Source organism: Pelosinus fermentans JBW45 (genome assembly GCF_000271665.2).
Taxonomy (GTDB): Bacteria; Bacillota; Negativicutes; order DSM-13327; family DSM-13327; genus Pelosinus; species Pelosinus baikalensis.
Genome location: NZ_CP010978.1, coordinates 46,737 through 62,746 on the forward strand (window position 1 = coordinate 46,737; position 16,010 = coordinate 62,746).

The window sequence follows — 16,010 nt, forward strand, 5'->3', positions numbered from 1 at the left end:
TCATTGAACACTTTTGTATTCAATGATTTTTTTGTTTTGGTCGCATATTTCTTAACTTTCTGTATGTATCGCAATGGCGGTAGCGATGGCAGCACCAATACCTGAGCCATCTTTTGTAAGGGTGCTGGTAATTTTCTTCTTAGTTCCAAGTCCTTCATCCAACGTCATCTGAATGGTTTTAGCGTAGTTAGGAGTTTTTTCGTATAGTGAGCCGTCGATGGCAATGGTATGATTTTGAGAACAATCCGGATCAATATGATGCAGAATTCCGATATAAGTAGCCGCCACCAAGCGGGCAGAGCGAATGGATACAAGGGAGGCAATCTTTTTTAAGGTTCGGCGATCCTCAAGCGTAGAGTTTGTAATACCTAGCTTGCTCTCAAGAAAGTGGGCGATCTGTTCATTCTCCTCACTGCCATCTTCCAATAAAAGCGAAATATAAGCACCATGTAGTATATAAGGAGTGGTTAGTATTTTTCTTGTAGAGGTGCTTCCTGCCAATAATCCATCGTCAAATAAACTACAGGTTATAATGCGCACTAACTCACCAATATAGTGACCAGAGACCATTTTTTCTAATCGTTGCTCGCCGGGTTTCTCACTTTGTTGGTCTAATAGGGCATCATAAGCTGTAAAGGGTAATTGATCAAAATTACCTGATTCTAGGTTGATAATCATTGGGCTTTTGCTATCCGGCGCACAAGGTTCAATATAAGCTGTGTTGTGGCCAGTACCGCAAATAGAGCCAATATCTGTAAAGGGATCTTCATAGGCTGAGGCAAGTAAGGTACCGACAGTATCATTGATGATGGCTTTAGGTATCACATTACGAAGATTCTGTCTGTCTAAGGCTGATCGTAGCAAGGTTGTAATGTCCTTACCTTCCACACCAGTTGTTTCAATTTCTTTTGTCCAATGAATTAATGTGCCTGTATTAAGACCTTTTTGGTCAGTGGGGAAGGAAAACGTATGACCTAGGGGATATATCTGATCGGGTTTTACAAGAGGGGCAATTTGCTTTGCAATAAAATCAAATAAGTGATCGGCAGTAGATTGTTTAGATATATAATTGTATTGCATTTCTCCCTGTTTAAGGGGCTTTCCTGCCCGAGCATGTATTCTATACTGTCCTTCTCCCAACAATTCCGTTAACAGGACTCTTACATTGGTTCCGCCAAAATCTAAAGCCAGAAATGTTCCTATTTCTTTTCGGGACGGTTTGCTTAAATAAGAGGGCAACATTTTTAATGAACTAGGTGCTCCGATTAGGCCATTTTGCATAGCTTGTTGAAATTTAGTGGCGATGGCACCAATTTGTTCAGGGGAAATGGTGAGTTGTGTGACTAGTTCATGTAGTTGAGTTAACAACTTGCTCATACTGTAAACCTCCAGTATTAAATCGATTCGCCATGTTTATGACAGCGTTTATGGAAATTATATCATAAACATGTAGAATTTAACTGATTTTTTACGCAATTTCCCTAAAAAATTAAATAGATATAATCGATTTAAAGAGCTTGTATACTTATTGCTTGCTGGCGTAAGACCGTTTTTAGGATTTTTCCGGTAGAATTTTTAGGCAGAGAATCTATAATGATAAGCTCTTTAGGGATTTTGTAAGAAGCAAGTTTTTTTTGCAGATAAGATTTGACTGCTTTTTTGTCGATGGTGAATCCTTCATTGACAGCAAGATATGCTTGAACTAAAGTACCATAGTGTTTATTTGGAATTCCGATGACCGCAGCTTCGGCAATTGCAGGATAGGCATATAAAAGTTCCTCGATTTCTCGTGGATAGATATTTTCCCCATTAATTACAATCATATCTTTTAATCGATCCACAATAAAGAGATAGCCGTCCTGATCCATATAGGCTAAATCTCCTGTATGAAGCCAGCCGTTTTGAAGGGCTTTAGCCGTTTCCTCTGGTAATCGGTAATAGCCGTGCATTACGCTGGGGCCACGAACCAATAGTTCACCTGTTTCGCCGGGGGCAAGAGGCTGATTGTCGGTATTAACAATCTTTACTTCAATACCGGGCAATGGCTTTCCAATGGAGCAGTATTTTACCTTATGGATTGGATTTAAAGATACAATGGGCGATGCTTCCGATAGCCCATAGCCTTCCACTACTGGCTTGCCAATTTTCTTTGTAAATTGCTCAGAAATTTCTTGCGGCAGGGAAGAACCGCCTGAGACGAAAAGCTTAACATGAAGGAAGTCTTCTTTTTGCGCCCTTTGGGCAAGTAGACGAAACATATTGGGAATACCGAAAATAACGGTCAAGGCATTATCTTTAATGGCAGAAATCGTTTCCCGAATGGAAAAATTATCTAAAATTAGGATTGACGAACTGTTTAGTAAGGGCGTCAATACGGCGGCCGTCCAGGCAAAGCAATGATACATGGGTAAAACACAAAGAATGCGATCCTCATGTTGGTAGGTGAAGACTTGTGAAAAAGCCTGAGCATTGCTAACCAGATTTTTATGAGTGAGCATAGCTCCTTTAGGGCTTCCTGTTGTTCCGGAGGTATAGATGATTGTACATACTTCATTTTCATAAACGGTTTGAGATACTGGAGCGGGGGGAAATGATTGTTGAGAGATTGTATGGGAAATATCGGTGATGAGTAGTTGGCTTACTTCCTCTTGATAGCCATAGTGAGCAAGTTCCGTATCCAAGTCAAGTATCGTCATAGTAATTATTTTTTTTATATTGGCATTATGTAGAATGTATGCAATTTCACGAGGAACAAATTGGAAATTAAGAGGTACAATAACAGCTCCTAAGCTAGTGATTGCTAAATAGCTATAAATAAATTCAACACAATTCTTAGAAAATAAGCCAACATTTTCTCCTGGGCGTATACCTTGCTGATAAAAAAAGTTTCGATATTTTGTAACTGCATTGGACAATTCACCGTACGTAATCGGTTTTTCGCCTAAAAATACAACTTGATTGTCATGGATGCTGTCTTGTTGGATTATTTCGTGAACAAGCATAATTGCCTCCTTAAAAATCAGTGTTGGATATAAAGTTGATCATAGATCTATTCATTCTTTATGGTAACGTAAATTCTTCCAATGGTAAAGCCTAGAGCAAAGAAAAGGTCACTAGAATGTTGATGATAAGAGGGAAAACAGCAGAATGCGTGTTAAAACATTGTAAATATATTGCTAGATTTGTCATTTGGCGCAGGTAAAAAGATAAAAATATAGAATGATAATAATTTATATAGATTACTAATTGAATTGTAAAAAATTATGCTGGCGGTGAGACGATGATTAAAATTCGAGTACTAATAGTTGATGATTCCCCTTTTAGTCAGAGGTTAATAAAAGATGCTTTGAAAGAATCAAAGTATGAGGTGTGCGGTTGTGCTGGTACAGGTAGTGATGGTATACGTCAGTACCGTGAGCTACAGCCGGATTTGGTAACAATGGATTTGACATTGCCTGATATGGATGGGTTGGAGTGCTGCCGTGAATTGTTGACCATTGATCCAGCCGGTAAAATCGTAGTGGTAAGTGCCATGAAGGATGAAGCCATTATCAATCGGGGGACAGCCATTGGCGTAAAAGCATTTTTCCAAAAGCCGGTGAAGTCGGAGGCGCTGCTCCTTGGATTTGAACAGATTATCTCGCAGCAGGGGAATGAAGCAGGTCAGCAGCATTTCTTGGAATATTTTATTGCAGCCTTTACGAAAAATATTAAAGACATGACGGGAATGGATGTTCTTTCTGTAGATCATAGTAAGATTCAGACGGTAGTATCCCATGGTTTAGGCGTTATCATTGGTATCACAGGAAGTCAGCAAGGGCGAATTATGCTGGATGTATCTATGGACGTGGCGCAAGAATTTACTAAGAAGTTATTAGGAACTGATGTAGTAGCGGATGAGGATATATTTAATAGTATTTCTGAATTTACTAATATTATTGCAGGACATAGTATCTCTGAGATTAATAATGTATTAAAAGCTAAGGAATTTGAAATTCGTCTTACACCACCGAGCATTATAATTGGTGAATCCATTGCTATTATTAATCCTAAAATGACTTCGAATACAGTCACAGCAAAAACTGCTATTGGTCCATTGCATATGAATGTTGGGTTTGTAGGAGGGAAATAATTTTGGATGTAAAAGTGATTAATCCATTTATCGATGCGATCATGAATATTATGCCGCAATTAGGATTTCAAAATGTTGTGAAGGGCAAGCTTTCAGTAGGGGAGCAGTTTGTCGAAAGTAAGGGAATTACCGTGCTAGTAGGATTGACAGATCAGTTGCGAGGCAACATTGCATATAATTTCACGGAAGCAACGGCCATGTCGATTGCATCGAAAATGATGATGGGGATGCCTGTTACAACATTAGATGACTTAGCACAAAGTGCAATTTCTGAGCTAACAAACATGGTTACGGGAAATGCTGCAACTCGTTTTGAGAAGGATGGCTTACGAGTGGATATTTCCCCTCCTAGTCTAGTTGTGGGAGAGAATTTCAAACTGAAAGTAAGCAGTGCAAAATTTTTAGTAGTGGAAATGATTGCCGATTCATTAGTAATTGAACTAAATATTGGCATCGAATAATTTACGGGGGCCGTTTACAGCCTTAATCATAGAGATATTGTAATTCCTTATGAAATCGTGAGCAAAAATCGATAACTGGCAGATTGAAAACCAAAGGTGTAAGAGTGCTGCTCTGTAATAAAGAGGAGACCTTAGGCCTTTTTATTTTAGGATCAATTTACAATAACGTCCTTCTGTTGCGTGCATAGCGAAGCACCCCTTGCTAAGAGATTGCTTCACTCTGTTCGCAATGACAGAGCGCGAATTGTTTTCTGTTGCCAATCGTTAATTTAGCTAAGCAATATAAAAGAATAGTATAGAAAATCTTAACAAATAGGAAGGTGACAGTTATGTATGAAATCATATTATTTGACTTAGATGGAACATTGACAGATCCTAAAATCGGTATTACATCATCCGTTCAATATGCCTTGCAAGAAATGGGAATTAAGGAAGAAGATCCAGATGTGTTGATCCCTTTTATCGGACCACCTTTATTAGCATCCTTTAAAGAGTTCTACCATATGAGTGATCAGGAGGCAGTGCAGGCGATTGGATATTATCGAGAACGTTTTTCGGTAACTGGATTATATGAAAACAAAGTATATGCGGGCATGGAGGAACTATTAGCCAGTTTGAAGAACCAAGGTAAAAAACTAATCGTAGCAACTTCAAAGCCTACCGAGTTTTCAGTGCAGATTTTAGAACACTTTGGTTTAAAACAGTACTTTGCTGCCATTGTGGGAAGTAATATTGATGGAACAAGGACTGAAAAAAGCGATGTCATCGAATTTGCCCTAACAGGGGAAAACATTACTGATCTAAGTAAAGTTGTAATGATTGGAGATCGAAAATATGATATCAGCGGTGCTAAGAAGAATCATATTGATGTGATTGCTGTTGCTTATGGATACGGCAGCCAAGAAGAGCTGGCTGCCGCTGATCCTAATTATATCGTTTCATCAGTTTCAGAACTTGCTAGTCTCCTGGGAAGATTGTAAATTCACCTAGAATTAGGCGAAAGTAGTATCCTTTTCAATATTGATTATAATGCCCTAAAAAAAATAAAAAAATGAAATAAATTTTCTGAATGAGCAGGTATCCTTAGACTTACACTAGAATAATACAGTAGCAAGAGGAATTGATTTGTTACAGAAAGGGAGGAAACAGGGATGTTATATGATATTGGATTGGTTGGCTTAGCTGTAATGGGTGAGAATCTAGTGATGAATATGGCTAACAAAGGCTTTGGTGTAGCGGTATATAATCGTACGGTAAGTAAAGTAGATGAATTTTTGGCGCAAAATGCAGAGGGCAAAAAGATTGGCGGGGCTCATTCTATAATGGAGCTGACCAAGATGCTCACCAAGCCTCGGAAAGTTATGCTGATGGTTAAGGCCGGTAAGCCAGTAGATGATATGATAGCTGAATTGCTGCCTTATCTAGATCAAGGGGATATCATTATTGACGGTGGTAATTCTTATTTTCAAGATACCCGCAGGCGATTTGATGAATTATCTCGTAAAGGGATTCGTTTTATTGGCATGGGCGTGTCTGGGGGAGAAGAAGGAGCACTAAAGGGACCAAGTCTCATGCCGGGAGCTGAACTTTCTGCTTACCAGGAAGTTGCACCGATTTTTACAGCGATTGCTGCTCAGGTTGCAGATGGTCCGTGCTGCGCTTATGTGGGACCAGACGGGGCCGGTCATTACGTGAAAATGGTACATAATGGGATCGAATATGGCGATATGCAGCTCATTAGTGAAGCATATTATATTATGAATGTTGCATTAGGGTTGTCAGCAGAGGAACTCTATGAAGTATTTGCTGAATGGAACGAAGGGGAGCTCGATTCGTATCTTATTGAAATTACACGAGATGTGTTTTTACAACAGGATGAACTCACGGGTAAACCATTAGTAGAAATGATTTTAGACAAAGCCGGTCAGAAAGGGACAGGTAAGTGGACCTCGCAAAGTGCTTTGGATTTGGGAGTACCGACGCCAACAATTACAGAAGCCGTATTCGCGCGCTGTATGTCGGCCTATAAAGAAGAACGAGTGGCTGCATCTAGTATCTTAATTGGTCCGAATGATCAATATAAGGGAGATCGCAAGGTATTTATTAAAGCGATCCATGATGCTTTGTATGCATCGAAGATATGTTCTTACGCCCAGGGGTTTGCTCTTTTAAAAGCTGCTGATAAGGAATATGCCTGGAACTTGAACTATGGTGACGTGGCTCTTCTTTGGCGAGGTGGATGCATTATTCGGGCTCAATTTTTAGATCGGATTAAAGAGTCCTTTCAGCAAGATGCTAATTTGCCGAATCTACTGCTGGCGCCTTACTTCCAAGAGGCACTAAGCCGAGTTCAAGAGAATTGGCGCCTAGTTGTAAAAACGTGTAAAGAGCTAGGGATTCCGACGCCTTCTTTTAGTGCTTCCTTGGACTATTATGACAGCTATCGCAGAGCCGTGCTCCCTTCCAATCTGATCCAAGCGCAAAGGGATTACTTTGGTGCTCATACCTATGAGAGAGTTGACCAACCTGGTATTTTCCATACGGAATGGATAAAAAAATAGGTTCATAAGTAGAGAGGTATAGATTTAACCGCAGAGACGCAGAGAACACAGAGAAAAGATAGATAGGGTTAAAAATCTCCTCAGCGTCCTCTGCGTCTCTGCGGTTCGAATTTATTCTTTAAAGGAGCGTAACGGTTTTTCTATTTCTTTGCAAGATTGTTGTTTACTGCGTTAGCGTAATATTATAATTTGTTAGCATGGTATTATTCTGGTTAATAAAGGTTACCCGGATTGGACGGCGGGTATCAAATAATGAGCGTTCCATGGCAATATAGTCATAACCCTTGGTAGTCGTCACACTCTCACTAAGGCGAGGGCTTTTTGTTCTTACGGTAACAGTAAGGTCATTTCCTGATTGCGTGATCTTTTCAATGCCGATACCGTACCCAGTTGAATCTACGGTACCAAGGTGAGTATAAACAACGATTTGATGGTTAAAGTCAACATTTTTCATCTGGTTGATGATGTCTTCTGGAACTAAGTTCGTTCCTCGTAAGCGGGGGTCTTGAATCAGAGCACCAAAGGTCATGTCGGCGGGGTATGAGGTATTGTACCATGTCCATTCACGGAAATCATTCGTTTGATATAGGGTTTGGGGAGCATTAGGGGTGATGACCACTGGACCCGTAATGGGGCGGTGGGTAAAAAAGCTGGCGGGAGTATAAGTAGCAGGATATCTTGAATTACCAATACCACGTATTGCAGTAATTTCCCATCCCTGATGGCGAGTCTTTACTAGGTTCACTTTAAAAGTCTGACCGCTGGTTCGTACTTCAACAGTTGCTTTGTTTGCTGACTGGTCAAGAATTGTAAATCTATCACGAAAGGGATTAAAGCCATAGGTGTAGGCATTTTCCTTTACGGTTCTTACGGGGTCCATTTTGGATGAGTTCGACCAATTTTTTGACTTGGAAGTTTGATCTGCTTCAGGAGTTTGGTTTGTTTCATTCGAAGCGGCAAAAACTTTTGTTACAGGAAGACCAGGCAACATTGCCGAAGACATAACTGCCGCTCCTGCAACAGCAGCTAATAGTTTCTTCGAGTGGTTCTTTATTTGCTTTCTACGAATTATACTTTTCATAGCTAATCTTCCTTTCATACATTTTTGTTAGTGTTTCCATTACTGCATGGATACATGTTAGGGAATTTTATCCGAAAAATAAGTAAAGATTGGATGCCTAAACATTCATGAGTCAAAAGAATATATTTATGATATTAAAAAGAACTAGCCCTTTTTAAAAAAAATGAAAGGGCTAGTCGTTTTTGTTTGCGAGGCTAAAAAGTATAGGCATTCTAAGGGGAACGTTAAACACAGAGGACACAGAGTTGCGAGAGAGCACAGAGGTTTTTAGTCTTATTTGGCACCAAAAGATTCTATTATCAAATTTTAGAGCAAATCGGGCAGCTTTGCATGGAGAAGGGCTGTTCTAGACCTGCCTGTTCTAATATGCATCTGTCGCGGAAGATTTCAAGGGTAGGGCCATCAGCCAGAATGGTGCCATTATGCAAGACAATGGTTCGCTTGCAAAGATCCAGTACCATATCTAAATCATGAGTTGCAATAATTTTTGTATGACTAAATGTGTGCAAAAGAGTGATCAACTGGCGGCGGGCCAAGGGATCAAGGGCTGCGGTTGGTTCGTCCATTACCAATATTGCCGGGTCCATGGCTAACACCGTCGCGATGGCTACTGCTCGTTTTTGTCCTCCTGAGAGGCGATAAGGGGGACGGTCTTTTAAAGCATAAGCACCTACGGTTTTTAATGCTGATGTTACACGCTTTTCCACTTCTAGAGGCGGATATCCTAAGTTTAGGGGACCAAAAGCTACATCATCATAAACCGTTGGCATGAACAGTTGATCGTCAGGATTTTGAAAAACCATGCCAACTGTGCGGCGGATGTGGGGTAGAGTTTCTTTGACAACGGGATAACCGCCAATATTGACCTCTCCTGCGGTGGGAAATAGCACACCATTTAAATGAGATAGCAAAGTGGTTTTACCTGAACCATTGGAGCCAACGATTGCGATCGCTTCCCCATGACCGATATGAAGAGAGAGATTCCTTAATGCAGTTGTGCCGTCAGGATAGGTATATAGTACATTTGTTAAATCGATTGTGTGATGACTCATTGAAAACCTCCTGTTAGCAATGTTCCCAAGGTCTGTGGAATATTAATAAAACGACAGAGGAGAAAGAAGGATAGACAAAAAAGTAGATAGAGATGATCTTTTTTTGTCCAACTTGCAGCAGATCGTAAAGGGACCTTTCCGTCAAAGCCGCGACACAGCATAGCTTGATAGATTCGGTGCGCTCGATCCATGGTTCTAAGTAGTAATTGTCCCAGCAATGACCCCCAAGCCTTATAATGAATTCCATTTGCCTTGAAAGAACGAAGAGTGTAGGCCTGATTTGTTTTTAGAAACTCTTCAAGCAATACATGGAGATAGCGATACATAAAGAGGATTTGAATCACAATAGGCTTGGGAACACCAATTTGCGACAAGGCTGTACAAATTGAATTCATACCCGTTGTTGCAACCAAAATTAAAGCCGATGTTACGGTTAAGAGTAGTTTGATGGTAATGGATAGAAAGGATAGCCAGCCTCCAGTAATCAGAAAGGGTCCGAGCTTTGCAATCGGCGTTTGGTCAAAAACTGGATTGAATAGGCCAATAAAAACAATAAAAGGAGCGATCAGTATCAAGCGTTTTACTATCGGTTTATAAGGCAGATTTCCTAAAGCCATTAAAGTAACAGGATAAAATAATAGGGGAAGAACACTTGTAACTTCGTATTTAGAAAAGGAGGTAACCAGCACGACAAAGACTAAGGTCGTGATCAGTTTAGTACAGGAATTCAAAGAGTGAATGAAAGTCTTTTGAGTGGCGAGATCATCAATATTTCTCAGATCGAGCCAAGTTGACTCCAGTTTGATCATAGTAACCTCTTTCATTAGAAAAAAATAATATTTGCATACCCATAAGAGTAAGGGATACGACGTATCGTCGCATCCCTTATAGTATACTAGCGTTTTGCTGCAACTTGTAGCCCTTTGCCAATAAAATAAGCTAAAAGCAATGTAATTAAAGATCCCACAAGACCAGCTACCGAGGTTCCTGTATCTATCGTAGGCCAAACTGCTTCTGTGGTTACCTCGGTTTCTTCAACTGCCGCTGGATGAGAGGCAGGCGTAGTCTTAAAATTATAATCAGGAAGGAAAGCGATTTTTTCCTGTATTTCGGCGAAAAAACCATGAACCTCATCCGTTGCTTGCAGCTCTTCTTCGCCGTTGATTCCGGAAATCGACCACTCCAGTCCATCGGGATTGCTGGAAGCAAACCAGGATAAAGCACCGCCTGTGATTAAAGCGAGGACAAATAAGACGAGAATCACTTTTTTTATAGAGGTAGCACCTAATGATTGATTTAAAGCCGTGGGTTGGATGATCTGGGGGGCTTCTTGATAAATGAATCCAATGACTACAGCGGTAATAATGCCTTCAATCAAGCCAATAGCAAGGTGAATGGGCTGCATGAGCAGTACAAAGGTTGTAAAAGGAAGGGCTGATATTCCAGAAAAGAGGGTTTCTAAAACTACGCTAAAGGCTCCTAGTTGGAGTCCTGCAACTGCTGCTACTATGGAGCCAAGCATAATACGTCTTTGTGAGGGAGTCGTGCCGACTAATGGTTTATAGATAAATGGATACGCTATATAACAAGGAATAAAACCCATGTTAAAAATATTACAGCCAAGAGCCAGTAAACCTCCATCGGCAAAGAATAATGCCTGAACCGTTAATATAGAAGCAATCGTTAAAAAAGCAGCATGAGGACCAAGGAGTATCGCCAGCAGCACGCCTCCTCCGATGTGACCGCTTGATCCTGTACCAGGTATGGTGAAATTAATCATTTGGGAAGCAAAGACAAAAGCACCCAACACGCCCATCAAAGGAATTTTTTGCTCATCCATATCATTTTGAACTTTCTTGGCTGCGTAAGAAGCCAATCCAGCAGTAGCGGCCCAGAGGGTTCCACCGACCACTGGGGAAATTAGTGCATCCGCCATGTGCATACGTCATCACTCCTCATTATATTTCTCAATTTATATATCCAAGACACTTAATGTAATCTTTCTCTTTTTCTTCATAAAAATAGCTACGCAAGAAAAGCTCCAAAACTTCTTGGAGCATGACTTTCGTAGCCATCTGACAAGCCTTCATGACCTGTAGTAGTAAATATATATTTATGACTTTCAAGTTCGCCGCTTTTTTTCTTTATCCTGCTTCTTGCAGAAAATAATAATAAAAATGGAAAAATGCCAGGTGTGATCTTCCAATGATTTTAAACCTTATACATAATAATATACTTAAATTTATTGACAAGGCGAAATAAAATATTGCATTATATACTTATGTAAGAATATTATTTTGTGTTTCGTTATAAAGGAGCAGGATATTGTTATGAGACTTGATAGTTATGACCGAGCCATTTTGAGTGCTTTACAAAAAGATTCTTCAATATCGAATTTGGATTTGTCTAAATTAATTGGTCTTTCAACCTCTGCATGTCTTACGAGAACGAAAAACTTAAAAGAACTGGGGGTTATTAAGCAGTTTACAACGATCGTGGATGAAAGAAAGCTTGGGATGGAGACCATTGCCTTTATTATGGTGATTTTGTCTCCTCTGAATCGAGAAACAGCTGATTTTTTCTTAGAGCAGATTAATAAGCTTCCACAAGTACTTGAGTGCTACAGCATTACTGGCAATAAGGACTATCTTTTAAAGATCGTTGCTAAAGATATGCCAACGTACAAAGACTTTGTAATCGATTCACTTATGGCGATACCCGGGGTAAGCCGGGTGGAAACCAGCATCGTAATTAATACTGAAAAGAGAACATTATCGATACCAACGGAAGAATGATCCGAACAAATGCAATTGAAAAAGGGGAAAAGTATGGATAGTAACACTACCAATCAACAAATACAACGTGGTCTGAAAAATCGTCATATCCAAATGATCGCATTAGGGGGAGCCATTGGTACAGGTTTATTTTACGGTTCCGCTACGGTAGTAAAAACCGCTGGACCTGCGATTACTTTATCGTATTTAATTGGCGGCATTATTATTTTCTTTATTATGCGAGCATTAGGCGAGATGGCTGTGGATTGTCCAGTATCGGGCTCATTTAGTCAGTATGCCTATCAATATTGGGGTGAGCTTCCTGGATTTATTGCTGGCTGGAACTACTGGTTTAATTATGTGGTTGTTGGTATGGCTGAATTATCAGTTGTAGGGACTTATATTAATTATTGGTATCCTGATATTCCTACATGGGTAACAGCACTTGCTTGTTTAGTGGTTGTTACATTCATTAATACGGTAAATGTAAAAGCCTATGGCGAGCTTGAGTTCTGGTTTGCGATTATCAAAGTTTTGGCAATCATTGGAATGATTGTTTTTGGCGTAGCTATGATTGTTTTTGGCATTGGTAATAGTGGACAGCCTGTTGGAATCAGTAATTTGTGGGAACATGGCGGTTTTTTTCCGAATGGCGTCTTGGGAGTGGTGATGTCACTGGTTTTAGTCATGTTTTCATTTGGTGGCGTTGAGCTTGTGGGGATTACTGCCGGTGAAGCTGAAGATCCTAATAAAACAATCCCACAAGCAATCAACCAAGTAGTATGGCGGATTTTGCTTTTTTATATAGGAGCTATGGGAGTTATTTTAGCAATCTTTCCTTGGAATGAAATTGAGGCAACGGGCAGCCCTTTTGTACAGATATTTTCTCACGTGGGTATTCCATCCGCGGCTAATTTATTAAACTTTGTCGTTCTTACAGCGGCCCTATCTGCATATAACAGTGCCCTATATAGCAATGGAAGAATGTTATATGGCTTAGCAGTACAGGGGAATGCTCCTAAACTCTTTGGAAGACTTAATTCAGCTGGAGCACCAATCATTGCAATTTTATTTTCTACCGCGTTTACATTACTTACGGTGTTAATCAGCTATTTGGACCCAGAAAAGGTGTTCCTATACTTTATGGCGCTGGCAACAATTTCTATTATTATCAATTGGGCGACCATTTTGATTGTACAATTAAAATTTCGAAAGCATAAAGAAAAGACAGGTGAGCCAATCTTGTTTAAGATGCCGCTGCATCCGATTTCATCGTATATTAGTTTGGTCTTTTTAGTTGTTGTTGTTGTTATTATGGCCTTTATCCCTGATTTGCGCTTCTCTTTATATATTGCTCCTATTTGGCTGTTTTCTTTGTATATCGGCTTTAAATTAAAAACGGCTGCAAAGAAAAATTAATTACATCCAACTATAAAAATTACTGCTCAGTGCCTACTCTTCTTATTGTGGAGTAGGCACTTTGATTATAATAGAAAATCATATCGATTAATATAGTTAACTTCGCGTTAATTGATTTTTCGTTCACGCTAATCGAGTTTTTAATCATGAAAAGTGCCTTTTATGACAATATCTATAGAAAAAAATGGGGGATTTTGGTAAAAATAAACCAAAATAATAAAAAGATATTGAAATTATTGTTACACAGCTCCAATCAGGAAGTGTAAAAAATCCTCTTGCATTTTCATAGCGGAGGCGCGTGAAAAAGATCAGGGGGACGTTATAAATTACATTAAATGAGGGCCGTTTTCCATCCCCTAAGGGCTCTGCATGCGGCAATAGTATTCTAATGATATGTATTAAGATAATATACATGACGCTGTACCTAAGAATAAGTTTTCCATGAATTTTTCGACTATCAAGTATTGTTGTATGTCTCTTTAAGGATATATTAGTGAACTTTTTAAAAAAATTACTCTGGCGATATTATTTAGCAGGTCACATTGGTCTGCTAAATTTTTTTATAGAATAAGAAAGTATAACGCTTTCTTGATTCCAAGCAAGAGAAACTAAGGCTTCCATCTGCTGCTGAGGCTCTGCGGAAGCCAAGTTTCTTCTTCATAAAATAAAGGAGGAAAGTTATTGAGAAAATCGTTAATTTTTATGTTTTCGGGGCAAGGATCCCAATATTACCATATGGGAAAAGAGTTGTACAGTCAAAATACTATATTTCGAAAGTGGATGTCAAAATTAAACGATATCGTATTTCAGAAAGTTGGGTTTTCGATTATTGATGAGATATATAATGGATCAAAAAATAAGGCTGATAAATTTGATCGTCTATTATATACTCACCCAGCGATTTTTATGGTGGAATATTCATTAGCACGCGTTTTAATAGAAAGTGGGCTTGAGCCTGATTATGTTTTAGGAGCAAGTTTAGGAGAGTTTACTTCCGCGGCAGTTGCAGGTGTTATTTCGGTGGAAGAAACGCTAGAAATTATTCTAAAACAGGCTCAATTAATTGAGAGTCATTGCCAAGTTGGAAGTATGATAGCGGTAGTTGATAGTCCAACTTTGTATAATCAATCTTCTATAATTTCTCTCCATTCAAATTTGGCTGCAATTAATTATTCCTCTCATTTTATTATATCAGGTGAGGGTGCAAAGTTATTAAAAATTGAAGAACACCTGAAAACTAAAGATGTTATTTTTCAAACACTCCCCGTAAGGTATGGTTTTCATTCTTCGAATATTGCCCCAATAGAAAGTGAGTATGCAGCATTTTTATCTAAATTATCATTTAGAAAACCAGAAATGCCAGTTATATCGTGTTTATTAAGCGGTTGTGCTACAGATTTTTCTGATAAGTACTTCTGGGATATTATTAGGCAACCGATTTATTTTCAAAAAACCATAATCAACCTTGAAGAACAGGGTCAGTTTAAATATATTGATTTAGGACCATCAGGGACACTAGCGAATTTTGTGAGAAAGAACTTAAGTAGAGATTCTTTCTCACAATCTTATGATGTTTTAAATCCCTTTGGTCAGGATATTAAAAAACTTGAAAAAATAAAGGGAAGTTTTTATTAAACTTAAATATGAAAGGGGATAGAAAGAATGATTACATATGTTTTTCCAGGTCAGGGATCTCAGATTAAAGGAATGGGTGGACCAGTTTTTGATGAATTTAGGGAATTAACAGCAGAGGCGGATGAGATTTTAGGATATTCAATCAAGAAACTTTGTATGGAAGATCCAAACTTGAATTTAAGTCAAACTCAATATACTCAACCAGCTTTATATATAGTCAATGCATTAAGTTATCTTAGCAGAATCGAAAAAGATGGAAAAAAACCGAATTATGTTGCTGGTCATAGTTTAGGGGAATATGATGCGTTATTTGCGGCGGGTGCATTTGAATTTGCAACAGGATTGAAACTAGTGAAAAAGAGAGGAGAACTAATGAGCGGAGCTACGGGGGGGGGCATGGCAGCAGTGATTGGGTTAAATGCAGCGCAAATAGCGGATGTTTTAGCACAGAATAATTTGCAGAGTATCGATATTGCAAATTATAACTCCCCAACGCAAATTGTGATATCTGGTTTAAAAACAGACATTGAGCGTGCTCAGCCTATTTTTGAAAAGGTCACGAACGTCCAATTGTTTATTATCTTAAAAACAAGCGGAGCCTTTCATTCGCGTTACATGGAAGAGGCGAGAAGAGAGTTTGAAGTTTTCATAAATACCTTCGAATTTTTCCCAATGACAATCCCTGTAATATCAAATGTTCATGCCAGACCATATAAAGAATCTGATATTAAACAGAATCTAATTGAGCAAATTACTCATCCCGTTAAATGGTCGGAAAGTATAAGATATTTGATGGGGTTTGAGGGGATGGAATTTGTGGAGATCGGATCAGGCAATGTTTTAACTGGATTAATTCGACGGATTAAGAATGAGGCAGCGGCATTATGAGTATGAC

14 protein-coding genes are annotated in these 16,010 nt (G+C 39.1%); 8 read left to right on the top strand and 6 right to left on the bottom strand.

Annotated features, from left to right (window positions below; all coding sequences use genetic code 11):
• Positions 1-51: 51 nt before the first annotated feature.
• Entirely contained in the window at positions 52-1,377 is a 1,326-nt protein-coding gene (locus JBW_RS00200; RefSeq protein ID WP_007953716.1) for a hexokinase family protein, read from the bottom strand.
• A gap of 131 nt (positions 1,378-1,508) precedes the next feature.
• Positions 1,509-3,002 carry a class I adenylate-forming enzyme family protein gene (locus JBW_RS00205; RefSeq protein WP_007953717.1) on the bottom strand — a complete coding sequence of 498 codons (1,494 nt, stop codon included), beginning with the start codon at positions 3,000-3,002 and terminating at the stop codon, positions 1,509-1,511.
• Positions 3,003-3,280: 278 nt separating this feature from the next.
• On the opposite strand from JBW_RS00205, the gene JBW_RS00210 reads away from it, so the two are divergent.
• The 4 genes from JBW_RS00210 to gnd all read left to right on the top strand — a co-directional run bounded on the left by JBW_RS00210 (position 3,281) and on the right by gnd (position 7,154).
• Positions 3,281-4,132 (top strand): response regulator, encoded by an 852-nt coding sequence (locus tag JBW_RS00210; RefSeq protein WP_007953718.1) that lies wholly within the window; start codon positions 3,281-3,283, stop codon positions 4,130-4,132.
• A gap of 2 nt (positions 4,133-4,134) precedes the next feature.
• Entirely contained in the window at positions 4,135-4,593 is a 459-nt protein-coding gene (locus tag JBW_RS00215; RefSeq protein WP_007953719.1) for a chemotaxis protein CheX, read from the top strand.
• Positions 4,594-4,922: 329 nt separating this feature from the next.
• Entirely contained in the window at positions 4,923-5,573 is a 651-nt protein-coding gene (locus tag JBW_RS00220) for an HAD family hydrolase (protein WP_007953720.1), read from the top strand.
• A gap of 171 nt (positions 5,574-5,744) precedes the next feature.
• Positions 5,745-7,154, top strand: a complete 1,410-nt coding sequence (gnd, locus tag JBW_RS00225) for a decarboxylating NADP(+)-dependent phosphogluconate dehydrogenase (RefSeq protein WP_007953722.1) — start codon at positions 5,745-5,747, stop codon at positions 7,152-7,154.
• A gap of 163 nt (positions 7,155-7,317) precedes the next feature.
• Here gnd and JBW_RS00230 read toward each other — a convergent pair whose 3' ends face one another.
• From JBW_RS00230 to JBW_RS00245, 4 genes are all read right to left on the bottom strand, one after another.
• Positions 7,318-8,235 (bottom strand): protease complex subunit PrcB family protein, encoded by a 918-nt coding sequence (locus tag JBW_RS00230; RefSeq protein ID WP_007953725.1) that lies wholly within the window; start codon positions 8,233-8,235, stop codon positions 7,318-7,320.
• A 299-nt stretch (positions 8,236-8,534) separates the two neighbouring features.
• A complete protein-coding gene (locus tag JBW_RS00235) occupies positions 8,535-9,287 on the bottom strand; it encodes an energy-coupling factor ABC transporter ATP-binding protein (protein WP_007953727.1) in 753 nt (250 codons plus the stop codon).
• Positions 9,284-10,096, bottom strand: a complete 813-nt coding sequence (cbiQ, locus tag JBW_RS00240) for a cobalt ECF transporter T component CbiQ (protein ID WP_007953728.1) — start codon at positions 10,094-10,096, stop codon at positions 9,284-9,286. Before cbiQ ends, JBW_RS00235 begins: the two co-directional genes overlap by 4 nt.
• 86 nt (positions 10,097-10,182) lie before the next feature.
• Positions 10,183-11,229, bottom strand: a complete 1,047-nt coding sequence (locus JBW_RS00245) for an energy-coupling factor ABC transporter permease (protein WP_007953730.1) — start codon at positions 11,227-11,229, stop codon at positions 10,183-10,185.
• Between the two features lie 388 nt (positions 11,230-11,617).
• Between JBW_RS00245 and JBW_RS00250 the strand changes: the two genes are divergently transcribed.
• The 4 genes from JBW_RS00250 to fabD all read left to right on the top strand — a co-directional run bounded on the left by JBW_RS00250 (position 11,618) and on the right by fabD (position 16,003).
• Positions 11,618-12,082 (top strand): Lrp/AsnC family transcriptional regulator, encoded by a 465-nt coding sequence (locus JBW_RS00250; RefSeq protein ID WP_007953732.1) that lies wholly within the window; start codon positions 11,618-11,620, stop codon positions 12,080-12,082.
• Between the two features lie 33 nt (positions 12,083-12,115).
• Positions 12,116-13,480, top strand: coding sequence for an amino acid permease (locus JBW_RS00255; protein ID WP_007953734.1), 1,365 nt, complete (start codon positions 12,116-12,118; stop codon positions 13,478-13,480).
• A 681-nt stretch (positions 13,481-14,161) separates the two neighbouring features.
• Positions 14,162-15,115, top strand: coding sequence for an acyltransferase domain-containing protein (locus tag JBW_RS00260; RefSeq protein WP_007953736.1), 954 nt, complete (start codon positions 14,162-14,164; stop codon positions 15,113-15,115).
• 27 nt (positions 15,116-15,142) lie between these two features.
• Positions 15,143-16,003 (top strand): ACP S-malonyltransferase, encoded by an 861-nt coding sequence (fabD, locus tag JBW_RS00265; RefSeq protein ID WP_007953738.1) that lies wholly within the window; start codon positions 15,143-15,145, stop codon positions 16,001-16,003.
• Positions 16,004-16,010: the final 7 nt, after the last annotated feature.